Below are 23,834 nucleotides of genomic sequence, written 5' to 3' on the forward strand. Positions count from 1 at the left end.
GTCGCACGGCAGGCTAAGCAAGATGGGGGTTTATTATAATCAGCAGCCTCCGCAGCAAAACAGATTATATCCCAACAACAGCAGAACAAAAATAATCAGGATTCCAAGCACTTCATTGGGCAGAAAAATCATAATCGCCATTCCCACCGCAATCCAAAATAATATAAAACCTATGAGCCGTCTCATGCCACCACCAGAAAAACGCATATATTACTATTTAATATATGCGCTCTTCCTGAAAAAATACATGTTTCAGCTTCCAGAATTCTGTTTTCCAATGATTGCATCATAAACCTACATCTTGCTCAGCCTGCCGTGCGACAGGCCGCATGGCCATCCATACTTTGGAAGCCAAAGGCTTTCATTATAAACCTACATCTTGCTCAGCCTGCCGTCCGGCGGGCCGCATGGCCATCCATGCTATGGAAGCTTTAGCTTTCATAGTAAACAAATACTCACTGTTGCTTACTCTGCCGGCACGTTTAACTGCTCTGCCAATTCCTGGGCAGCCGCCTCTTTCGCTGCTTTTTCTTCCTCCGACGGCTCTTTTCCTGATTTTTTACTGGTAAATTTGTTCACCAAATCCGGAACCATGTCGAGAATCTTGGTAATGCTGTCCTGATTCTTGATATTTACCAGTTTCGTGCATCCATTCTGCACCACCAGTACTGCGCTGGGTGTAATCTTCCCGCCCAGTCCGCCGGCTGCATTATTCTTTTTATCATGGCAGAACGCGCCGGCCCCAACGCCGAAAGACACTTCTATCAGCGGAAGGATAATGGTATCTCCGATATGAACGGCATCCCCAATCACTGTTTTGGTGGTAATAAAACTGTCCATTCCTTTAAATAACGACTGTACGGTTGTGTTGAAATTATTTTCCTGCATCATATGACCTCCTGTTAACTTCTTATATTTGCAATTAATTTTCGTACATTTCTGTCTCTGATCATGCGGATTCCTGAAATCAGCGCATGTAAAAACCTGACACGTCCGGTAATATAAAGTATCCCCTTCATATAGAAAGCCTCTGAAACAAAATCAGGCATCACAACTAATTTGGACCTTGCCCAGAAAGGCAGCAAGCTTATAGTTCCCAGCACCTTCCCGGTTTGATCCGGACTTCCCATGGAAAATCTGAGGGTTCCGGTTACCTTTCCCGGCAGATAGTGGCTCAGCAAATAGCGCACCTCCTGCATCATACATAAAAAAGCATTTTGATTAGTTTCTTCCAAAATCATGTTTTTTATGTTCCCAATCTGTTCTTTTGCCGCAGCTGCCCCGGTTCCGGCGCCGGAATGCCTCTGTCCTTTTCTGCCCGGCGTTTTTCTGACTCTTTTTCCAAAATTATGAAAAGACGATTTAATTTTATGAAATAATCCAGGTTTTTTCCTATGTTTCTTTCTTCTTTTACCTTTCGAATCATTTTCCTTAAAACTCCGGGGCCGCTGACTCTGACTGCCGGGTACTTTAGATTGTTCCGCTGTTCCTTCCGGTTCTTCCATTACTGCCGTCTGTTCCGCTGCTCCTTCCGGCCCTTCCACTGCCGCCGTCTGTTCTTCTGTTCCTTCCGGTTCTTCCATTGCCGCCTTCTGTTCTGGTAGTGCTTGTCCTATCTGTATTGCTTTCTCTCCTGCATCTTCTCTCCCGGCTGTCTGTTCTGCATTCTCTCCTGCTTCTTCTCTCCCGGCTCCTTGTTCTGCTTTTTCTCTCCCGGCCGCCTGCTTCACCGGCTCCCGGGGTTCTGCTTCTTCAGTCTTTTTCCCTTTATCCAGAGGAACTGCAATGCCGAAAATTCTGATTTTAAAAGAAATATCTCTTTCTCTGTAAAATACCCTCACATCCAGCAGATGAAACAGCCAGTGCACCGCCGCTTTTCCTTCTATCTCATCCTGGGCTTTCAGCTCCACGCGATAACGGATTGGAACCAGCAGCAGGGCCAGACACAGCAGAAGCACAATTGCCAGAAGAACGCCGATTATTTTTAAAATGATAAAAAGGATTTCCATTTATGCCCTTTCCTTTGACTCTCTCTCTGTTTTTCCAGAAAATAATCTCTGACTTGAAATGTCCCTGTTTCCCGATACACATCCATAATAATTGTTCCCGCCAGTTCTACGGCATTCTCATATCCCCTGTCCGCCCCCACAACCAGAAGCTCTGATTTGGGATAATATTTCTGCATCAATTCCCAGGATGGAATAATATCCAGTAAATTCTCCGGATTGCTGCTGAGGGCAATGATATAAATATTAATCATTCCCCTATTCCGGAGAATTTTCCGTTTTATTTTCTCTTTTTGCGCCGCAATGCCCTCTCCTGCGTAAAATTCCCGATACCAGTCCATACCATTCTCCTTGTAAGGTAAAAAGGCGCCCTGTATGAGCACCTTTTCTTGCGTGTAAGGAATGAACGGGCCGGAGAATGTATACCAGTCATGCCCTGCCGCCGTCCATTAAAAATATTTTCTGCTGCCCCAAAGATTGCTTTTCTTCAAATCCAGGTATTCGTTATAAGCCTTTTCCAATATCTGCTTCTCATTGGCAAACCGAAGCAGATGATATGCCTCGTGAAACTTATAGTAGCCTGAATCAATAAAATATTCTTCCCGTTGTGGTTTGCTGTAATAACTGTCTGCCATCATAAGATACCAGTGTACATCTTTCTCCACGGTATCCTCCGGTATGCTGAAAGTATATTGGCTCTTTCCTACATACTTAATAATCGAGGCATCTACTCCTGTCTCTTCCCGCACCTCTCTTGCCGCTGTATCCCGATACTCTTCACCTGGTTCTACCGTTCCTTTCGGAAGCACCCAGCCTTCATATTTATTCTTGTAATTCTTATACAAAAGCAAAATTTTCCCGCGAAATATTACCACACCACCACAACTCGTTGCTTCAATCATTGCAATACCTCCGATGTGGTTTTTAGAACTTTGTAATAGTATACCTCTTTTTCCATTTTCTTGCAAGAATTTTCTGAGAATATTCAAAAACTGCCCCAAACTACTGGCCAAAATACCTGTCAAACACCTGTTTTGCAACTGGAACCGCCGTGGTGCTCCCTGCCCCGCCTTTTTCCACAATCACGGTAACTGCAATTGTTCCTTTCTCTTCTGCAGAAGCATAACCGGTAAACCAGGCATGGCTTTCCGACTTGTTGTTGCTGAATTCCGCCGATCCTGTCTTTCCGAATGCCTGATAACTCTGTCCGTTTAATTTTGAGCCGGTTCCTTCACTGACCACCAGAGACATAAATTCCTGCAGCTTTCCTGCCTCTTCCTCTGTGAGCAGAGATCCGTACTGGGAACTGCGGTAGCTTTTCACCGTAACTCCTTTGTAATTTTCCGTATGATCAATCACATAGGGCCGCATCAAGACCCCCTGGTTGGCAATGGCTGAGGTGATCAAGGCCATATGCATGGGCGTTACCAGCGTTTTCCCCTGGCCGATGGCGGTCTGGGTCACTTCATCGGAATCCGAATTTTCCTTCAGCACAAAACTGCTCTTATTAAAAGGATAAGAAATCGGAAGATTTTTCCCAAACAGCATACTGTCGCAAAGCTCCATAAATGCTTTTTTATCCAGTCCCAGGCCGATATTGGCATAAGACGTATTACAGGACTTAGCAAAGGACTGCTCTAAATTCTCCGCGCCATGGACCGCATTGTCGTAACAGTGTATTTCCGTATGCTCCATAGCAATGCTTCCGGTGCATTCATAAGCATAATTCTGATAATCTGAATGTTCCCGAAGATATTCCAGGGTAGTTAAAATCTTAAAGGTAGATCCCGGCGGATACAGCCCCTGGGTCGTCCGGTTTACCAACACGGAATTGTCGCTGTCCGTATTGGAAATAATACTGTCCCATTCCGCCGCTATGGAATTCGGATCAAAATCCGGCTTGGACACCATGGCCAGAATCTTTCCGGTGGCAGGCTCCAACACTACTACGGCGCCTCTGCGATCTCCCAATGCCTGATACGCCGTCTCCTGCAACTCATAATTCAATGTGGTAATCACATTGTCCCCCTGATTCTTCTGATTCTGAATGCCGTGCAATACCTGCTCCAGAAAAAAAGCGTGAGAGCGCAGCAGACTGAAATTCCCAAAAGATTCAATTCCTGATTTGCCGTTGCTGTCATAGCCCACGGCATGGGCAAACATTCTGCCATAAGGGTAATACCTGCTTTCGCTTCCGTCCTCTCCTACTACAGTCTGGGCCAGTGTTTTTCCGTCTGCCGAACGGATTTCTCCCCGAATGACATGTTCTGCAAACGTGTCCTGTCTGGTATTATAAGGGCTGTTAATAAAGTCCTCACTCCGAAAAACCTGGAAATATACAAAATATCCCATCATCAGAATAAACATCCCCACAAACAGATACGTAATCACTGCAAATTCCCTGTTTTTTTCCCTGTTTCCATTAGTCGAAGTCCTGGATCTTTGTTCCGTGGATCGTTTCTTCATGAGAGGAGATCCCTCCTTTCTTTTTCGGACGTTTTTTCTCTTTCGGTTTCTTTTCGTTTATTATATTTTCTTTTAACTTTTTCTCTTTGGTGTGTTTATCCCCCTTTAACCCTGTTTTGCCCCGGGGCTCGTCCTGTTCCCGTTCCCGCATCAGATACAAGCCCTGAATCACGGCAAAAATAATCAGCGTACTGAGAAGAGAGCTTCCTCCGTAGCTTACCAAAGGCAGGGTCACTCCCGTAGAAGGGATAAATTTGATATCACCGCCAATGGACAAAAAGATTTGAAATCCATAGATGGTTCCCAGTCCCAAAGCCACCAGCTTATAAAAGAAATCTTTCATCTGCATGGCGATATTCAGAAACATCAGAAAGCAGCTCACACAGACCAGAATCAGGCAAATGGCAAAAATTCCGCCTAATTCCTCCGCTATAGCTGAAAAAATAAAATCCTGTTTTACTTCCGGTATTTTATAAGGCATTCCCTGATTCAATCCCATTCCGAACCAGCCGCCGGTTCCGATGGCAAACAGGGAATGGGACACCTGGTTTCCCTCATTTGCAAATACTGCCAACGGGTCCTGCCAGGCCACTACCCTCACCCGTACATGGTTAAAAAGAAAATATGCCGCAACCGACGCCGCCGCTCCGCAAATCATTCCGCCTGCAAAATAATACAGTTTTCTGGTAGCCACATAGAGCATGACCATATAGGCGATAAAGAAAATCAGTCCTGCGCCCAAATCTCTGGATAATACCAAGATAATTACATGCAGCGCTGCCACCACCGTAGCTTTCACAACCTGAATAAACTCTGTAGATTCGTAAAACATGGACGCCACAAAGAAAACAAATATAATTTTAATAAATTCTGAAGGCTGTACTGCGATTCCCGCCACGGAAAAAGAAAGCTTGGCGCCATGGGAAACCGCTCCCAGTACAGCCACCACGCCCAGCATGGTAATTCCCGCCAACGCATAAATCCAGGTAAGGCTCCGGACAAATTTCCAGCGGCTGATCAGATAAGGAATCAGCATGGTAATTGCCATAGAAACCACCGCAATGGCAAACTGCTTCACCGCATGTTTGTAAGACAGGCGGGTCAGTATCACAAAGCCAATACACATCAGCATACACATATTATTGACAATCAGCCTGGACACCCGCTTATAAAAGATTCCGTAACAAACCTGCACCGCAGTAAAAAATATTACCTGCTCCAGATAAAATTTCAGCAAATCCTGATTTTTGGTAGCCAGAAACAGAACGGCATAGGCATTCAGATGAAACAGATACATATAGCCTGTCTGTTTTCTGAATTTCCATGCCTGTTCTTCCAAATCCACATTTTTCTTCAATGAGGAAAAACATTGCCAGGTATACAGCGCAAAAAGAATAATCATTGTATACTTGGATGTTTCAGTAATTAAATGTACCATAAACTATTCTACTCCTCGTTTCCAGTGTCCGTTGGTATAATCCTGCAGATATTTTTCACGGCTCTCTCCCCGGGAGGACAACGCCTGCCTGTAACACGCAAAAATCTGTTCTGCTTCGGCTCTGTTCTCCGTAGTAAAGGATATTCTGACTGCCTCCGGCCAAAGCAGCTCAAGCTCTGAAAGATGATGCAGCAGAGACAGAGGACTTACATTATAGATAATATTGTAGCAATCGCTGCATTGGTTCCGCACCGGAAATAATTTCCCATAACGATCCTGCATCTGCAGCACACCTGCTTTGCCATCGCACTTCAACGTATTTTTATGTAGGCACTGGCTGCTGATCATCAAGGGCTGCCGGCCATAGAGTATGATTTCCTCTCTTTTACAGTCCAGTTTCTTTAACTCCTTAAGGTTTAATTCCACCGGAAGGGTCTGATGCATCAGGTTTAATTCCTTCCAGGCGAAAACTGCTTCCCGGGAGTAGCCGTACAGTTGATAGTCTCCCTGTATACAGAATTCCGGCTCCGCAGTAAAACCTTGCTGCTGCCTGGACTCCTCTCCCTGAATAGAACGAGCCTCCGTTTTCAGATTCTTCAAAGACTGCATCTCTCTTAAAAACTGCACTTCTTCCAGATTCCGCACCAGACATCCGTCCAGAGCTCCCGCCAGTTCATTCCAATGACTGGAAAACCAGCCGGCAGTTGTTTTACGGAAAATATGGGGAAGGGCCAGAAAACATTCTTTTCCCGCTTCCCGGATACGTGCAGAATACATCTGCAGTTGTTTCGGCAAAGTCTCTCTGGGACAGAAAAAGGATTCCAGATAAATCCGGTCTGTTTCCGGCTGATTTAACGCAGCCTCCGCCTGTTCTGAAGTTTCCGCCAGAACATGAAGTTTAAATCCAGCTTTTACTTTATCCCTATGCTGTTCTGGTTTTTTCTTCTCAGCCTCTATCATATCATATTCCAGTTTTTTCTTCTCAGCCTCTATTATATCATATTCCAGTTTTTTCTTCTCAGCCTCTTTAGTTGTGCAAACTTCCGGTTTTTCCTTCCCATCTTCCGCTTTTTCTGAAAAAGTTGTCCTGCGGTACTGGTCCAAAATTGCCGTCTGCAGCCGCTCTAATCCGCCTCTGCGGAGCTGATTCAAATCTCCCACCGGAAGAAATACGGATTCTCCCAGTTCCACCTTTAATTCTTCAAACACAAAGGGGGTGTTTCCGGTTTTTTTCATCCTTTCCAAAACTGCTTCCTCCAACAACGGCTGTTTGACCGCTGACTGAACCGTTTTTCCTGTCACTTCTACCTGAATATCCTTATAGTTTAACATAAGGTAAGCCGGCGTTTCCTGATAAAGTCTTAAAATTCCTTTGATTTTTTCTTTCGGCTCCGGCAATGCTTCCTTCGGATTTTTCAGAATGTCTTTTCCTTTTTCATGAGAAGGCTTTCGGATGGTAATCATATCTTTCCCATTATGCCTGGTATAATATCCATCGGTAAATCCGCAGCGATTTCCCAAATCCATCAGACGTTTTCTGTCCTCTTCTTCCACCTGATATCCCGTGGGATCTGTCTGATACCGATCCAGATATTTCCGGTAAATGCCTGTCACGCCGGCCGCATATTCTTCCTGCTTCATCCGGCCTTCAATTTTAAAAGAATATACGCCGCTTTGAATCAGCTGAGGAAGCAGATCAATGGCGCATAAGTCCTTCATGCTCAGCAGATATTTTCCGGACTTTTCCGAAGCTTTCCCGGTTATTTCATAGGGCAGGCGGCAGGGCTGCGCGCACCGTCCCCGGTTTCCGCTCCGGCCGCCCAGCATACTGCTGAACAAACACTGTCCCGAATAACTATAGCAAAGGGCTCCATGGACAAAACATTCGAGTTCCGCTCCGGTTTCCTGATAAATATGGGAAATTTCCTGAAGAGACAGTTCCCGGGCCAAAACAATGCGGCTGCATCCTGCTTCCTGAATCAGCTTTGCGCCATAGGCCCCTGTAATCGTCATCTGGGTACTGGCATGAACGGGCAGATCCGGAAAATGATTTCGGATATACCGAAGGGCCCCTAAATCCTGTACAATCACCCCATCCAGGCCCGCTTCATAAAGAGGTTTCAGATATTCCTGAAGTTCCTGAATCTCATGATTTTTCAGCAGCGTATTTACGGTAAGGTAGAAGCGTTTTCCCCTCAGGTGAAGGTAATCCAGAGCTTCCACCAATTCCTCCTGCGTAAAATTATCGGCATAAGCCCTTGCGCCAAATTTACTGCCGGCTCCGTACACAGCGTCTGCGCCTGCATTTGCCGCGGCCTTTAAGATCGCAAGGGAGCCTGCCGGTGATAAAAGTTCTGTGTTGTTTCTGACACTTTTGTCCATAATCCTGCTCCTTAAGAGAAAAGCGGCTCAAGAAGCCTGCTTTGCCCTGAGCCGTCTTTCTCTAAATGATATCATGTGAATCCTGATGTTCCGGCAGTATCACATTCTCATCAGAAACATTCTCAAGTTCCATAGAATTCTTACTGGAATCCTGACGTTTCTCTTCGTGAGCCCTGCCGGAATCATTTGGCTGTTCTGCTAAATTCCCATTGAAATCATTCTGTTTCCTTTCATTATCCCTGTTAGAGTTATTCTGCTTCTCTGCATTGTTTCCGCGGGAATTCTTCTGCTTCTCCGCAGTATTCTTAGCGGAACCGGTCTGGGGTTCCGACACTGCCTGTCCTTTTACTTTTCCCAGCAATGCGTCCTCCAGGGCAGTTTCCAGCTTTGATTTCTGCAGCAGCAGCCTGCGGTTTTCTCTTGACAATTCCGTTGCTTCCTTCTCGCTGCTTTCCGCCTTAATCCTCAGAGAAATTAATTCATGTTTTAATTCATAGAGTTCTTTCTCTTTTTCTTTTACATCCTGGTCCAGCTTCTCTGCCTGTTCCTTTACCTTAAAATAATCGTCTGCAATGTTCAGCTCCACTAATGTAGACTTGGTTTCTCCCGGAAGGCGGCGAAACTGCTCCATTTCATCAAATTCGTTTATTTTACTATTAATATAATTAGCCACTTTCTGCAGATAATCTTCACTTTCGTAACCGCTTAATGTGTAAATTTTTCCTCCAATCAACACATCGGCACTGGTTTTCGCTGACATATATTCATCCTCTCCTGATTTAATCTGTTCCATGTGTTTCATTATAACTGATTTTTCCAGAAAAACAAATACTATTTTACAATTCCAAAATGTTGATAGGCAAAATCAGCGGCAACCCTGCCTTTTGGCGTACGGTTGATAAACCCATTTTTCACCAGATAAGGTTCATATACATCTTCAATGGTTCCCGCATCTTCCCCCAAAGACGCGGCAAGGGTATCCAGGCCCACCGGCCCTCCCTGGAACTTCTCAATCATCGTCAGCAGGATGTTACGGTCATTCTGATCCAATCCGAACTTGTCCACCTCCAACAAATCCAGCGCAAAAACTGCCACTTCCCTGGTAATCTTCCCCTCGTATTTCACCTGGGCAAAATCCCGCACCCGTTTCAGCAGCCGGTTGGCAAGCCTCGGCGTCCCTCTGGAGCGTCTTGCCAATTCAAAGGCGCCCTCCTCATCAATTTCCACCTCCAGTTTCACTGCAGAGTGCAGAATAATTGTCTTTAATTCCTCCGGATTATAGAATTCCAGATGATCCACAACCCCAAACCGATCCCGCAGGGGGGCAGACAAAAGCCCTGCTCTGGTGGTGGCCCCCACCAGGGTAAAATGGGGCAGATCCAACCGGATAGACCGGGCTGTGGCTCCCTTTCCAATCATAATGTCAATGACGTAATCCTCCATAGCGGGATAGAGAACTTCCTCCACCTGACGGTTCAGCCTGTGAATTTCATCCACAAATAAAATATCCCCTTCCTGCAGGCCGCTTAAGATCGCCGCCATTTCCCCGGGTTTTCCAATGGCAGGCCCGGAGGTGATTTTCATATGTACATTCATTTCATTGGCAATAATTCCCGCCAGTGTGGTTTTTCCCAGTCCGGGCGGCCCGTAAAACAGCACATGATCCAGAGATTCTCCCCGCTGTTTTGCCGCTTCGATGTAAATTTTCAGCGTTTTCTTCGCTTTTTCCTGTCCAATGTACTCTTCCAGCCTCTGAGGTCGGAGACTGGTTTCTATTTTCAGATCCTCTTCCTGAATCTGGGTGGAAATGACACGTTTTTCCATGAGAAAACTTCCTTTCTATCTAGGGTTAAAGCATCTGCTTTAAGGCGGCTTTCAGCACTTCTTCCACCGTACTATCCTGCGTCAGCTCCACACGGTTCACTGCCTTTAAGGCTTCTGAAGATGAATAGCCTAAAGCAGTCAGGGCCTGCACTGCTTCACTCTTTACGCCGGACAGAGAATTGCCGGTATCCTCCGCCGCTTTGGTCAGCTTCTGTTCCAAAACATCTTCCAGTTTTAACTTGTCCTTTAATTCCAGAATCACTCTCTGGGCTGTCTTATTGCCAATGCCCGGCGCTTTGGCAATGGCCTTGGCATCCTCACCAAGAACCGCAAAGCGAAGGTCGTCCGGCGTCATCACTGTCAGCACCGCCAGAGCGCCTTTGGGTCCGATGCCGCTGACCGAAAGAAGAAGCCGGAAGATATTTAAGTCATCCCGGGTCTGAAAGCCATACAGCTCCATCAGCTCTTCTTTTACATGAAGATAAGTATAAATCTTCACAGTCTGCCCGGTTCCGGTAAAATTGTCAATCATACTGGCCGGTATATGAATGTTATAGCCAATGTTGTTCACTTCAACTACAATGGTATCCTCCAAAATCTCAACCAGTTCCCCTTTCAGATAAGAATACATGGTAACTTTTATCCCTTCTATCACATAACGTTTACTGCTTCTCCGTAAAAGTAAAATCCCCGGCATTCCTTTAACTTCACATTCACAATCCTGCCGATCATTTCCTCAGTTCCAGGCAGATGCACGATAAAATTACTGCTGAGCCTTCCGGTCACCAGCGTTTCATCCTGCTCATTCACCTCTTCCACCAGAACAGGCTCCGTCTTGCCTGTGTAAGCCTCCGCTTTTTCAGCTGCAATTCGCTGCACCTCTTTTAAAAGCCTTTGGAACCGCTCCTTCACCACATCATCCGAAACCTGATCCTCTTTGGCTGCCGCCGGCGTTCCGGTGCGTTTGGAATAAATAAAGGTAAACGCGCTTTCATATCCCACCTGCTTCACCACATCCATGGTTTCCAGAAAATCCTCTTCTGTTTCACCGGGAAATCCCACGATAATATCCGTAGTTAAAGCAATCCCCGGCACCTCTTCCCGTATTTTCTTCACCAGAGACAAATACTGTTCCTTGTCATAATGACGGTTCATCTCTTTCAGAATCCGGCTGCTGCCGGACTGAAGAGGCAGATGCAGATGACGGCAGATCTTTTTTGAATCCCGCATTACTTCGATCAATTCCGGGGACAGATCCTTAGGATGCGAGGTCATAAACCTGATACGTTTAATTCCTTCGATTTTCTCTATTCTTCTGAGTAATTCTGCAAAAGTTATCGGTTCTTTTAAGTTTTTTCCATAAGAATTCACATTCTGTCCCAGAAGCATAACCTCCACAACGCCGTCTGCCGCAAGCTGTTGGATTTCCAAAAGAATATCCTCAGGCTTTCGGCTCCGCTCCCTTCCCCGCACATAAGGAACAATGCAATAACTGCAGAAATTATTGCATCCAAACATAATATTAACTCCTGATTTAAAATTATATTTTCTTTCAACCGGTAAATCCTCCACAATTTTATCGGTATCCTTCCAGATGTCAATTACCATTCCCTGCTGCGTCAGTGAGGTTTCCAGCAGTTCTGCAAATTTATAAATATTATGGGTGCCAAATACCAGATTGACAAAGGAATAACTCTTCTGCAGCTTCTCAACCACTTCCGGTTCCTGCATCATACAGCCGCAAAGAGCAATTTTCATCTGTGGATGACGTTTCTTATAAGCGTTCAGATATCCCAGACGACCCCAGACTTTATTATTTGCGTTTTCCCGCACCGTACAGGTATTGTACAGTACAAAATCCGCCTCTTCACTGTCAGACTGCTCAAATCCGATATTTTCCAGGATTCCCATCAGTTTTTCTGAATCTCTGGCATTCATCTGACAGCCGAAAGTCTGAATGCAGGCAACGGGAAAGCGGCCGTTTTGCTCTGCAAAATTCTGAACCCAGTTCCGGCATTTTGCCATGAAGTAATATTGACGAGCCGGTTCCTCTGTCGGCGGCTCTGAATTTCTGTCTATTTTATCTAAGTCGATTTCATGATACATTTTCCTTGACTTTTCTTCCTTTCCAACATATACTATACAAAAAGAAGCGGGTTTTTTACCGTACAGCTTTATGGCTCAAGCGGGGTGCTCGTTTCTTTTTTTATGTTTATGATATCGTATAAATACAGTTTTCTATTCTCAGAATGTCTTATCACCAGTTCTGCATGAAATATATTATACCGCAAAACATCATTATTTTCATCAAAAATTGGTATTGCAAATCTGGAATCATATCGATACCAGCCATATTTTGCATTTTTATCATGTTTTCTTTCCAGATTTTCCTGAAATCTTTTATTTTGGGCAATTTCTATCATCTCTGGAATTCCTTGTGCAGCATTTGCTTTTGCCTTTGCCAATGCTCCTTTTAATTTTGCAGTATAATTTGAACCAGAATATTCATCAGGAAGATCACTGCCAATATATATGATTTCTTTACTTTCTGCGATTTCTATAAATTCTCCAATATACTGTTTTAAATATTGTTCAACCTCATCCCAGTCTATGTTTCTTTTCCCTTTAAACCGAATATCATTCACAATAACAATCTGGTTCCCGTTCACATCCTTGATAACGCTTATGTTTCTTTCCATAATCCTCCCTTGTACGCTACCCTGCAATAACTTTTCAGAATCTTTTTTTACTCACACGAACGGGCAGCCGAAAGTCTGAATGCAGGCAACGGGAAAGCGGCCGTTTTGCTCTGCAAAATTCTAAACCCAGTTCCGGCATTTTGCCATGAAGTAATATTGACAAGCCGGTTCCTCTGTCGGCGGCTCTGAATTTCTGTCTATTTTATCTAAGTCGATCTCATGATACATTTTCCTTGACTTTTCTTCCTTTCTATCTAATACCGGCATTGTTCTGTAAAAGAAGAACCCCTGAATGTACCATGAATACTTTCAAGGGTTCAACTTCATATTTTCTCAAAAATTTATCTTACAACTGTTCCTGAAACCCAGGCTTGTACAAATGACGCGGAATTCCGTCTACCATAACCGGTGAAACATCACCCTGAATCAGAGGCTTCACATAAGTTACAAATTCGTCTGTCACATAAGTTCCATCCTTCGTTACCCAGTTTCTCGGCACAAGCTTTTCATCATTTGCAATCTTATGTACGTCCTTGACTGCTGTTGTGCTCTGGTAAGGATCGTCTGAAATTCTTTCTAATACTACCATCTTGCCGGTATCGCCTTCGTCGGCTGCTTTCACTGCTGCGCCGCCAACCTGATAAGCTTCCAGAATGTCCACCCGGGAAGCGGAATGGGAAGCAGAACGCTGCAATGTGCTCAGCTCAATGGCACGGGTCTTGCATCCAATTTCTCCTGCCACAAAATTAGCAAGGTAAGCGGCTGTTCCGGAAAGCTGTTTATGTCCGAATGCATCTACGAAATCCACGCTGTTTCCAAGTTCACATACATATTTCCCATCGGGCGTCCGAATTCCTTCGGAAACGGCCACTACCACAGAAGATTTCTTCTCCAACAGCTTGCGGATCTTTGCAATAAATTTCTCAACGTCAAAAGACAGCTCCGGAAGATAAATCAAATCGGGACCCATGCTGTCCTCTCCCTTTGCAAGCGCTGCTGCTCCTGTCAGCCAGCCTGCGTTACGGCCCATAATCTCAATAATGGTAACCAGTCCCTTATTGTATTCCAGGCAAAAACTATCGCAGATAATTTCTTTCACGGAAGTTCCGATATATTTCGCTGCGCTTCCATACCCCGGCGTATGATCAGTCAATGCCAGGTCATTGTCAATGGTCTTGGGGCATCCGATAAACCGTACGGTCTGTCCTGTAATAATTGCATAATCAGACAATTTCTTAATGGTGTCCATGGAATCATTTCCGCCGATATAGATAAACGCTTCAATATCAAGCTTGTTCAAAATCTCAAAAATCTTTTCATACACACCCATGTCCTCATGGATTTCCGGCAGTTTATAACGGCAGGAACCCAGATAAGCAGCCGGTGTACGTTTCAAAAGCTCTGCATCCAATTCATTGGTAATATGCTCTGAGAGATCGATATATCTTTCCTGAAGAAGTCCCTGGATACCGTGAAGCATACCATACACTTTCTTGGCTCCGCGATCCTTAGCTGTCCGATATACCCCTGCAAGACTGGAATTAATTGCGGCGGTGGGACCGCCTGACTGTCCTACGATTACATTGTGTTTCATATTTGTACCTCCAAATTTATTGTTTACGCAAACTCATAGCTTTTATTATACCAAAAAAATACCTGTTGTACAAGTATATCCTTCCTCATTTTCCTTTTAATCTTTACCGAAAAAATGCTTCGTTCCGCCAACTGTCCGCTGCAGACGCACCCATGTCTGAAAAACGGCAGTCTGCAACGCCATAATACTCAAAATACTGCTCCCGCAAATGCCGATAAGAACCTCTCGGCAAATAAAGCTTATCTCCATTATCCATCTGCATGATCTGACCATTAAGGCTCACAATATGCTCCAGATTTACAATATAGGTAATGCCCACCTTCGCAAATTCCTGGTATCCGGAAACCATTTCATAGAGTTTTGTCATCGTCATACGCAGCAAAACCTGCTCTCCTCCTGCCAGACAGATACTCTGCTGCTTTTTCTTAGCCTCACAGTAAATCATATCATTCAGGGCAATTCTCCGGATACTGCTGTCAATTCTCAGCAGCAGATAACGGCGCTTTTCCTGCTCTATCTCTTCCAACGCCCGATCCAGAACAGGAAACAGATTTTTTTCATAAATCGGTTTCAGAAGATACTGCATCGCATCCACCTGAAAAGCTTCCAATGCATGTTCCTGGGAAGCAGTAAGAAAAATAATCCTGCAGTGACTTCCCATTTCCCGCAGCTCCCTGGCTGCTTCTGTCCCCAGTTTTCCGCGCATATAAATATCCATCAGCAGCAAATCCGGCATATATTCCTCTTCCCTCACCATGCGAAGCAGGTCGTCCGCACTCTGAAAACGCTCTATCTGAAAATCACAGACTGCATACTGTTCTCTGTAAGTTGTCAACATCTGTTCTATTTTATTCAGTTCTGCTGTTTCATCGTCACAATGGGCAATTAAATACATGTCTTCCTCCCGCGTTACTTTCTAAAATTTATTTTTACCGTTTAACCCTCACTTTATCATAGGCACCAAAAAATAATTTTACAAGAATCGCACCAAAATTAACGCAAAAAACAGCTTTTTTAGCACATCTGCCATTTTAGAAAATAACACTTTTAAATCACCAAAAGTGTTCCGGCGAACTAACAGCTAACTGCGTCTAAGGAGTTCCGGAAAGCCGTCACTTCTAAAACTCCATAAGCAGTGGATTTCGCCTCCACACAATATGCCCATACACCGTTTGCTTAGTCAAAGGGTAATCCGGCAGTTCCTGTGTATCGAAATATAGATTGTTCGCTATCGCTTGCTACTGTAAAAAGAAAAGAAGAATCCCCCGGCTGCAATGGCAGACGAGGGATTCGGTCTTTTGTCCAAATGGACGCATCATTACTTTTTGCCTAATGGCGTTATAGCATATGCAACTCTTAATTGTAAGATACATTTCTTTTTTATAAAACGACGATTCTTCCCAAAGCGAACTTTTTATATTTGGATACGGACGGAACTACCGAATTGCCCTTTGACACACAAACCGGGCAGCGTTCCGGCGAACTAACTGCTAACGTCGGCTAAGGAAGTCAGGAAAGCCTTCCTTCCTAAGTCTCCGTAAGCAGTGGATTTCACCTCCACACAATACGCCCATACACCGTTTGCTTAGTCAAAGGGCAATGCGGCAGTTCCTGTGTATCGAAATATAGATTGTTCGCTGTAATTGCATGCCTGCCAGTTCCCATTGACATTAAATATTTTTCACATAGCTTCACCCATTTCCAACCTTTTTCATCCTTCTTACTTTCGAAATTGGATCATCCTCTTTCGTCACTCAATCGGATCATCAGAAAGTTCTAATTTGCCTGCCAGTTCTATCAGTTCTTTCTTGGAAAATGGGCCACTTAATACTAATTTGTATGTTCCGTTAGAAATTATCAAAGAGCCTACTCCATCATCCTCTATGAAATAACCAGTAAAACCATTTATTTCAATATCTTTTATTATCTCTGCATCAGAAGTAAGATTCTGCGGATTTTCATTTTCTTGCCAAACTTGGTTTAAATATAATATTTTTCCCTCTGAATCAGCATAATTTACATAATATTTTTTAAATTCTTTATCATACTTTTCTGACACAAATGTATATCCCTCTGGAATATTAATAAAACAATACTTTCTAAAAACAGTTCTGGAACCTATCCCCATATCACTTTTATCATTTTGAAACATAACATGATCCTCATTTTGTTCCATATTAAAACTATTTAACCAACGGATCAAAGGCTCTGATGCAAAAGAACTACCTCCTATAATCATCAGAAGCAATAAGACAATCACTGCCAACCTTCTTTTAGAATGAATAGGACGATATAATTCCAAAACAGAACCCTGCGCCCGTTTCTTTCTGTACTTTTCCTGTATTTCCGGCATCCGGAAAATTTTATACATGTTTCGATAAAACCTGAACGTAAACCTGTGCCTTGGAAGAGATTTCATACGACTGTTATATCCGTCCTTTGCAGTCTCTTCAAAAGCTAATGCCAATAATTCATCCATTTTTTATTCCCTTTCCCAAAATTATCTCTTTTTTGCATAATTTGCACATTGCTTTGTATTACTTATTGCACAAATTTTTCAACTCACTTCTGACAACCTGCAAATATTCCAGTTTGCCAGATTACTATACCCCAATTTTTGTTTCCATTTTTATTATAACAACTATAATACGCCACCCGCAACTATATTTCCATGCAAATTTACAGCAGATTGATTCCAAATTAATATCTAAGAAACATCATAAAAACCGAGAGTTTTCACTCTCGGTTCTGCATGTTCCACTTTTTAACATCATATATCTTTTCCTATGAAAAAATCTTTCCAAGAAAATCTAAAAATATAATCCCCAGAAAGCTGATAAATAAAATCAAACATCCCTTTAAAAAATCTTTCATTCTCCTCAATCTCAATAAGTTGCCAAATTACTTGCACAAGTTACTTCTTCACCGCCCACTGTACAAACTGCATATGTACGGTAAGTTCCTCTGGCAGATATAGTATGTGATTTACTCATAACCTTCATGCCTACATTTTCAGAAGTGCTAATCCAGGAAACTATGGTTTTCCAGGAGCTTCCCTCTTTTTTCTGTAATCTCATTACCATGGTAATTGTACATAACTTCTTCGCAGAAACATCTGCAATACAGTATGCCGTATTTCCTTCAATTTTGATCCCTGAACTAATAGTAGATGTATTGATATAATAAGGCTGTATCCCGCCAACTCCTCCAGCTGCATTTGTATGAGCCGCTGTGTTCTCATTTGCCGCCGCATTGCTGACCGTTGACATACTCAATACCATACACACTACTGCCAATACCATAGAAATTTTTCTCTTCATAAATCTTTCTCCTTCCATTTCTCTTATGTAAAAGTAATATTGGGTAAAACCCATAAATATAATAACAACTGAGACTGGAAAAATATGACACATTTTTAATATTTTTTATTTTTTTATTTCATCGAAGCAAGAAAAAGATATTTTTTTGACAAACATACTGAAACAAGATTTCTTCATATACCATAAAGCCAACACGCAAAAAGAAATGAAAATTCCATGATGAAAAAGAAACGAATCCTCAAACTGCGTGTCAGTACAGTTTGAAGATTCTTCTTTTGAATTTTGAACAGTAAATTAATGATTTTTCCTTTCAAAAAAGGTGCATTCTCAAAGAATGCACCTTTTCTGAAAACCGTTACCCTATCATTTTATTGAAATATCAACTGTATAGTTTTGTAATACCTTCACTTCTTGAAAAATAACAACACTTTGCATACATAATTGCTAAAACATCTCCCTTTATAATTCCAAATTAATGAACAGGTTCATCTACAAGTTCCAACTTTTCTGCTAACTCTATTAATTCTTCTTTAGAAAAACTTCCACTTAATATCAATTTATAGACACCATTAGATATAATTAAGGAACCTACACCATTATCTTCTACATAATATCCAGTAAAAGCATTCAAAATAATATTTTCCAAAGGTTCTACATCAGAAGTAAGATTTTCTGGATCACTATTTTCCTGCCAAATTTGCTTTAAATACAATACCTCTTCTGAATTAGCATAAGCAATATAATACTTTTGAAACTCCCTATCATACTTTTCTGATATCAAAACAAATCCTTCCGGAACCTCCCCCAACCGATACCTCCTGAATTCTCCTCTGTTCTCTCCTGCACTTGTCTGCTCCGTCCCATTCTGTATTCTCACATGGTCACTATTCTGCTCAACCCGAAATCCCTTCAGCCAATGTCTAATCGGTTCCGCCGCAATCGCGCTTCCTCCTATCAACATCAGTATCAGCAAAGCAAGAACAGCCCACTTTCTTTTTGAACGAATCGGGTGATATAATTCCAACAGAGAATTGCCGGAACGGCCCGCATCATTTTTTCCCGGCGCTTCCATCATCCGGACTGCCTGTTTTATCTTTCTTCGGAATTCTGCAGAAAACCGGTGCTTCGGTATATCTTGGGGACGGTTCTCATAATCCTCTTTTACTATCCCTTCCAATGCCTGCTTTAACAGCTTGTCCATATCATCCATGGTTCCCCTCCTCAAAATAATTGTTCACTCTGGGACATTTCCATTATATATTGACAATTACCCTTTCTTTTTCATGACACTTTTTCTGCAAAAAATAATATTCATGTTAGAGATGTATCAAATCAGCGTATTAGCATATAAAAGGATTGCTAAAGTTTCTTACTTATAAGTCTGAAATTATTGACTTTTCCTGATTTTCAAGTATAATATGGATAAAAAAATTGGGAGGTAGCTCATAGATGAAACCAGATAAGGAGAAATTTGGATTGTTGGCTGACACAATCTGATGCTCGCTATTTCTGTAGACACAGTATCGCAAGTTTTCTCTCTTAACCTAACCACATCAATCTTCCGATAAGCTCTTTGTCTGCTCCTCAAGTTTTAACATAAATTTATCATAATCGGACATGAAAAGCCTATCTTGTATAATACGATATTTTTCATATTCTGTTTCAGCATACAATTTGGCTTGTTCTGCGCTTATCTTGCCAGGGCCAGTCAGTATTTCCGTACCGTTAAATTCAAGAAAGCCATCCAGACGTTTTGCCCAATCCTCCATGCTCATCGGTATATGGCGTTCTGCCTGAAGTTCGGCATAATCAAGATACAAGGAAACAATCCTTTCCAAAAAAGACAGTTCCTTTTCGGTTAGATAGTTCTTTGCTATGGACACATCACTTTTTACAATTTTTCCATCAGGCGCATTTTCCCACGAAGTCAATCCCATATGTTCTTTCTGCGCGTCAGCACGCTCTACAATAAGTTCCGCCCATTTTCGGAACTGCACTGCACGCTCATTATTTACTTTAAATCCAACAGCAATAATGGCTTGAAGATTGTAGTGATTTGTTTTATATTTTTTCCCATCAGCGGCAGTTATTAAGTATTTCTTAATAACTGCCGCTTCTATTAATTCCCCGTCAACAAAAATTCTTTTTAAATGTTGATTGATAGCAGAGACTGATACACCATATAAAACGGCCATCATCTTTTGTGTCAGCCAGATATTTTCATCTTCATATCGCATTTCTACGCTGCTTTCTTCTCCACCCACCGAAGCAACATAGGTAAGATATTCTGCAGCGCTTGAACGGATTGTTATTTGATTTATTTTCTTTTTGGACATCTAAAATATTCCTTTCTGCAATATTTGCAAATATTTCTCTCCTATGCGTTTTTTGCCGTATATTCTGCCTCACTATTTCTTTTATATAGCTGTCTGAATTAAATTATACATCGCTAATATGGAAAATACAATTATTACATCCAAAACATTTGTTTCTTTTCCTATGTATAAATTATCTCCTTCCATTAAACTTTTGATTTTCTCCTTATCTGGTTTCATCCATGTATGAAAAATCTACATTATTACTCCGGCGGTTAAATATCACCAGTAAATCATTGTGCCAATAGAACAAAGAAATTATAGGACAATAAATTTCTCTGACTCTTGACTTTTCCTGACAAACCATTTATTGTATCACTTAGATAGTACAATGATACATAGAAATTGAGAGGGAGTGATCACATGCCATGGAATTTAAATTCCGATCGGCCTATTTTTATTCAGCTTATTGAAAAGATTCAAATAGACATTATCTCCGGACGGTATCCCCCCGGAGATAAACTGCCGTCTGTCCGGGAACTTGCCCAGAAAGCCTCTGTCAATCCCAATACCATGCAGAAAGCCCTTGCTGAACTGGAACGCACTGGACTGGTTTATTCCCAGAGAACCAGCGGAAGGTTTATCACAGAGGACACGGGAATGATTGAGCGGCTCAAAACAGAACTTGCAGAAGAAATAATTATGGAATTTTTAGCAGATATGCAGAAACTTGGATATCAGAAAAAAGAAACCCTTTCTCTGCTGACAGAACTAATTGAAGCAGCTGTTCAGCCGCCAGGCTGCTAGAGCGAACGTTTTATATTTGGATACAGACCAAACTACCGGACTGCCCTTTAACACACAAACTTTTATTTGGGGCAGTCCTCAGACCGCAGCCTTAAGAGTTATGCCATTCTGTTCGAAAGATACTCCACTGCCCTCTGAAATTCTCCATTCAAAGGAGCTTTCAGTTCCCTTCCGTCCGGAAACCTTATCCTGGAAGCATGAAGCAGTTGAAAGTGAACTTTCAGTTTCCGCGCAAACTGCAGGTTCACCTGCCTGTCTCCATATTTTCCATCTCCCACAACCGGATATCCCAAAGAAGCCAAATGCGCCCGAATCTGGTGGGAACGGCCGGTAATCAGATGAACCTCCAGTAAAGTATAAGCCTGATGTTCAGAGGTAAAAACTGCTTTCGGCGTGTATTCCGTTTTGATATACTTGGCGCCGGGCAGCTCCCGTCCGGAAATAACTGCCTGGTTGTTCTCCTGGTCTTTCGACAGCCATCCTTCCGCCCTTCTGGGTTCTGTCACCTGCCCCTTTACCAGACATTGATAATATTTTTCCACCGAACGGTCATTGAGCAGTTTCGCCATATCCTGCAGACCTTTCAGGCTCTTTCCCGCAATCAGCAGGCCCGATGTGTTCCGATCCAGACGGTTGCAGACAGAGGGCCGGAAGGTGCGCAGATCTGTTTCTGTAAGTTTTTTCTGGCGGAGCAAATAGCCGATGACATATTCATTGGCTGACACATCCCCTGCCGCGGCTTTCTGGGAAAGCATTCCCACGGGCTTATTGATTACCAGAATATCATCATCTTCATAAATTATATCCAACGGATTATCCGGGTACTGGCTGGAAACCTCTGATACCTTTCCGGAAAATTTCTGAAAAGTCTCATCAGACAGAAATAATTTCACTTCATCTCCCAGCATCAATTTTTCAGAGCCGTCTGCTTTCTTTCCATTCAGCGTAATATTTTTCTTCCGAAGCATTTTGTAAATAAAACTGCCTGGGGCGTCTGATAACAGCTTCTTTAAATACTTATCGAAGCGCTGGTCTTTTTCATTTTTTCCGATATTAAACATTTGAGGCATTATCAAGTCCTCCTTCTTATGCAAATTCAATTTTTCTTCTTATGGACATTCCGAATCTTCCTACGCTTACCTTTCCCCTTCGCCTCCTGCCTTCTTGGGATTTCGGTTTCGTTCCCGGGCCGAATCAGACAGTTCTTATCATAGCCAATCAAGTCCTGCCTTCCGGTTTTAAGCAGGGCTTCTTTCACCAGATGATAATTTTTCGGATCACGGTATTGGATCAATGCCCGCTGCATGGCTTTTTCGTGTGGATTGCGGGCCACATACACCGGCTGCATGGTGCGCGGGTCCAGCCCTGTATAATACATACAGGTGGAAATTGTGGAAGGCGTCGGATAAAAATCCTGCACCTGCTGGGGCATATATCCCAGTTCCCGCAGAAATTCCGCCAGTTCCACTGCTTCCTTAAGCGTGGAGCCGGGATGGGAGGACATCAGATAAGGCACCAGATATTGCTTTTTCCCAAGTTTCTGGTTCATGGCCCGGTATTCCCGGGCAAACTGGTGATACACGGCCGCTTTCGGCTTGCCCATACACTTCAGCACTTTATCTGAAATATGCTCCGGCGCCACCTTTAATTGTCCGCTGACGTGATATTCACACAATTCCTTTAAAAACGTCCGGTCTGAATCTGCCAGAAGATAGTCAAAGCGGATACCGGAACGGATAAATACTTTTTTGACTCCCGGCAGGCTGCGCAGCTTCCGAAGCAGAGACAGGTAATCCCGGTGATCGGCCTTTAAATTTTTACAGGGTTCCGGAAATAAACACTGCTTTTTGGGGCAGACTCCCTCTTGCAGCTGCTTTTCGCAGGCCGGAAACCGGAAATTGGCGGTGGGGCCGCCCACATCATGAATATATCCCTTAAAGTCTGTTTCTTTTGTCAGAATTTCCGCTTCCCGAATCAGGGATTCCTGGCTTCGGGACTGCAGGATACGTCCCTGATGAAAGGTCAAAGCGCAAAAACTGCAGCCTCCGAAGCATCCCCGGTTGCTGCTAAGACTGAATTTCACTTCAGAAATGGCTTCCACCCCGCCCAACGCTTCATAAGAGGGGTGACAGGTCCGCTGATAGGGCAATTGGTACACATCGTCCAGTTCCTGCCGGGTCAGCGGTTTTGAGGGCGGATTCTGCACCACATAAACCTGATTTGGATATTCTTCCACCAGACGTTTTCCTGAAAAGGGATCGGTGTTGCAATATTGGATGTAAAAGCTTCTGGCATAGCTTTCCTTCTCCTGGCGGATCGTTTCAAACTCCGGCAGAAACACAGCGTCGTAAATATCTTCTTTCTTCCGGGTCTTATAGACCGTTCCATCTACAAACGTAATATCCTCCACTGCAATTTGGCTGTCCAGGGCTTCTGCCAGAGCAAGCATGCTGCGTTCTCCCATTCCGTACATCAGAATATCCGCGCCGCTGTCTAACAGAATGGAACGCTTCACTTTATTGCTCCAATAATCGTAATGCCCCAGTCTCCTCAGACTGGCTTCCACTCCGCCGATTAAAATGGGCGTTTTCTTATAGGACTGCCGGATCAGGTTTCCATACACCACAGTGGCATAATCCGGCCGCCTTCCCATCACTCCGCCGGGGGTAAATGCGTCTTTTTCCCTGGGACGCTTGGAAACGCTGTAGTGATTCACCATGGAATCCATATTTCCGCCGGTTATCAGAAACGCCAGACGGGGTTCTCCATAAATTTCTATGCTTTTTTTATCCCTCCAGTCCGGTTGGGAAATAATGCCCACGGTATAGCCATGGGCTTCCAGCAAACGGCTGATAATGGCATGCCCGAAGGAGGGATGATCCACATAGGCGTCCCCGATCACATAGACAAAATCAAATTTTGCAATTCCCCGCTCTTCCATCTCTTCTCTGCATACGGGCAGAAATTTTCCTTCCATAATTAT

22 protein-coding genes are annotated in these 23,834 nt (G+C 43.3%); 2 read left to right on the forward strand and 20 right to left on the reverse strand.

From position 1 onward, the window contains the following. Positions 1-292, forward strand: a 292-nt coding sequence (locus ACTO17_RS13435; protein ID WP_482558292.1) for a hypothetical protein, incomplete at its 5' end; no start/stop codon positions are given. A gap of 173 nt (positions 293-465) precedes the next feature. Here the strand turns inward: ACTO17_RS13435 and ACTO17_RS13440 are convergent. The 18 genes from ACTO17_RS13440 to rhuM all read right to left on the reverse strand — a co-directional run bounded on the left by ACTO17_RS13440 (position 466) and on the right by rhuM (position 20,065). Further along, positions 466-888, reverse strand: coding sequence for a GerW family sporulation protein (locus ACTO17_RS13440; protein WP_172539317.1), 423 nt, complete (start codon positions 886-888; stop codon positions 466-468). Between the two features lie 14 nt (positions 889-902). Then, positions 903-2,009, reverse strand: coding sequence for a hypothetical protein (locus tag ACTO17_RS13445; protein ID WP_482558293.1), 1,107 nt, complete (start codon positions 2,007-2,009; stop codon positions 903-905). Beyond that, positions 1,985-2,347 (reverse strand): hypothetical protein, encoded by a 363-nt coding sequence (locus ACTO17_RS13450; RefSeq protein ID WP_172539311.1) that lies wholly within the window; start codon positions 2,345-2,347, stop codon positions 1,985-1,987. The genes ACTO17_RS13445 and ACTO17_RS13450 overlap by 25 nt, the downstream gene beginning before the upstream one ends. 108 nt (positions 2,348-2,455) lie before the next feature. Beyond that, complete coding sequence (locus tag ACTO17_RS13455; protein ID WP_135989025.1) at positions 2,456-2,908, reverse strand: NUDIX hydrolase; 453 nt, start codon at positions 2,906-2,908, stop codon at positions 2,456-2,458. 100 nt (positions 2,909-3,008) lie between these two features. Continuing rightward, positions 3,009-4,472, reverse strand: a complete 1,464-nt coding sequence (locus ACTO17_RS13460; RefSeq protein WP_482558294.1) for a peptidoglycan D,D-transpeptidase FtsI family protein — start codon at positions 4,470-4,472, stop codon at positions 3,009-3,011. Then, positions 4,429-5,910 carry an FtsW/RodA/SpoVE family cell cycle protein gene (locus ACTO17_RS13465; protein ID WP_482558295.1) on the reverse strand — a complete coding sequence of 494 codons (1,482 nt, stop codon included), beginning with the start codon at positions 5,908-5,910 and terminating at the stop codon, positions 4,429-4,431. Before ACTO17_RS13465 ends, ACTO17_RS13460 begins: the two co-directional genes overlap by 44 nt. Positions 5,911-5,913: 3 nt before the next feature. After that, on the reverse strand, positions 5,914-8,292 hold the full coding sequence (locus ACTO17_RS13470; RefSeq protein ID WP_482558296.1) for a peptidase U32 family protein: 2,379 nt from the start codon (positions 8,290-8,292) through the stop codon (positions 5,914-5,916). 61 nt (positions 8,293-8,353) lie between these two features. After that, positions 8,354-9,052: a cell division protein ZapA gene (locus ACTO17_RS13475; protein ID WP_172539316.1), complete on the reverse strand. Its 699-nt coding sequence runs from the start codon at positions 9,050-9,052 to the stop codon at positions 8,354-8,356. A gap of 71 nt (positions 9,053-9,123) precedes the next feature. Beyond that, positions 9,124-10,116 carry a Holliday junction branch migration DNA helicase RuvB gene (ruvB, locus tag ACTO17_RS13480; protein ID WP_172539307.1) on the reverse strand — a complete coding sequence of 331 codons (993 nt, stop codon included), beginning with the start codon at positions 10,114-10,116 and terminating at the stop codon, positions 9,124-9,126. A gap of 25 nt (positions 10,117-10,141) precedes the next feature. Then, positions 10,142-10,747, reverse strand: coding sequence for a Holliday junction branch migration protein RuvA (ruvA, locus tag ACTO17_RS13485; protein ID WP_172539315.1), 606 nt, complete (start codon positions 10,745-10,747; stop codon positions 10,142-10,144). Between the two features lie 20 nt (positions 10,748-10,767). Next, entirely contained in the window at positions 10,768-12,222 is a 1,455-nt protein-coding gene (gene miaB / locus ACTO17_RS13490) for a tRNA (N6-isopentenyl adenosine(37)-C2)-methylthiotransferase MiaB (protein ID WP_172539314.1), read from the reverse strand. Between the two features lie 68 nt (positions 12,223-12,290). Continuing rightward, positions 12,291-12,815, reverse strand: a complete 525-nt coding sequence (locus ACTO17_RS13495; protein WP_482558297.1) for a hypothetical protein — start codon at positions 12,813-12,815, stop codon at positions 12,291-12,293. Positions 12,816-13,161: 346 nt separating this feature from the next. Beyond that, the gene (locus tag ACTO17_RS13500) at positions 13,162-14,409 is read right to left on the reverse strand and encodes a 6-phosphofructokinase (protein WP_172539306.1); all 1,248 of its coding nucleotides are present in this window, start codon (positions 14,407-14,409) and stop codon (positions 13,162-13,164) included. Between the two features lie 103 nt (positions 14,410-14,512). Further along, complete coding sequence (locus ACTO17_RS13505; RefSeq protein WP_172539305.1) at positions 14,513-15,304, reverse strand: LytR/AlgR family response regulator transcription factor; 792 nt, start codon at positions 15,302-15,304, stop codon at positions 14,513-14,515. Positions 15,305-16,159: 855 nt separating this feature from the next. After that, entirely contained in the window at positions 16,160-16,888 is a 729-nt protein-coding gene (locus ACTO17_RS13510) for a DUF4367 domain-containing protein (protein ID WP_482558298.1), read from the reverse strand. Positions 16,889-17,294: 406 nt separating this feature from the next. Further along, positions 17,295-17,729 (reverse strand): hypothetical protein, encoded by a 435-nt coding sequence (locus ACTO17_RS13515; RefSeq protein ID WP_172539303.1) that lies wholly within the window; start codon positions 17,727-17,729, stop codon positions 17,295-17,297. A gap of 472 nt (positions 17,730-18,201) precedes the next feature. Further along, positions 18,202-18,906 (reverse strand): DUF4367 domain-containing protein, encoded by a 705-nt coding sequence (locus tag ACTO17_RS13520; RefSeq protein WP_482558299.1) that lies wholly within the window; start codon positions 18,904-18,906, stop codon positions 18,202-18,204. Positions 18,907-19,282: 376 nt separating this feature from the next. Beyond that, positions 19,283-20,065 (reverse strand): RhuM family protein, encoded by a 783-nt coding sequence (rhuM, locus tag ACTO17_RS13525; RefSeq protein WP_482558300.1) that lies wholly within the window; start codon positions 20,063-20,065, stop codon positions 19,283-19,285. 402 nt (positions 20,066-20,467) lie between these two features. Between rhuM and ACTO17_RS13530 the strand changes: the two genes are divergently transcribed. Continuing rightward, entirely contained in the window at positions 20,468-20,851 is a 384-nt protein-coding gene (locus tag ACTO17_RS13530) for a GntR family transcriptional regulator (protein ID WP_482558301.1), read from the forward strand. A 98-nt stretch (positions 20,852-20,949) separates the two neighbouring features. On the opposite strand, the gene ACTO17_RS13535 is transcribed toward ACTO17_RS13530, so the two are convergent. Both ACTO17_RS13535 and ACTO17_RS13540 read right to left on the reverse strand, forming a co-directional pair. After that, a complete protein-coding gene (locus tag ACTO17_RS13535; protein WP_482558302.1) occupies positions 20,950-21,921 on the reverse strand; it encodes an RluA family pseudouridine synthase in 972 nt (323 codons plus the stop codon). A 26-nt stretch (positions 21,922-21,947) separates the two neighbouring features. Next, complete coding sequence (locus ACTO17_RS13540) at positions 21,948-23,828, reverse strand: YgiQ family radical SAM protein (RefSeq protein ID WP_482558303.1); 1,881 nt, start codon at positions 23,826-23,828, stop codon at positions 21,948-21,950. Between the last annotated feature and the right edge of the window lie 6 nt (positions 23,829-23,834).

It is taken from the genome of Petralouisia sp., assembly GCF_056822245.1.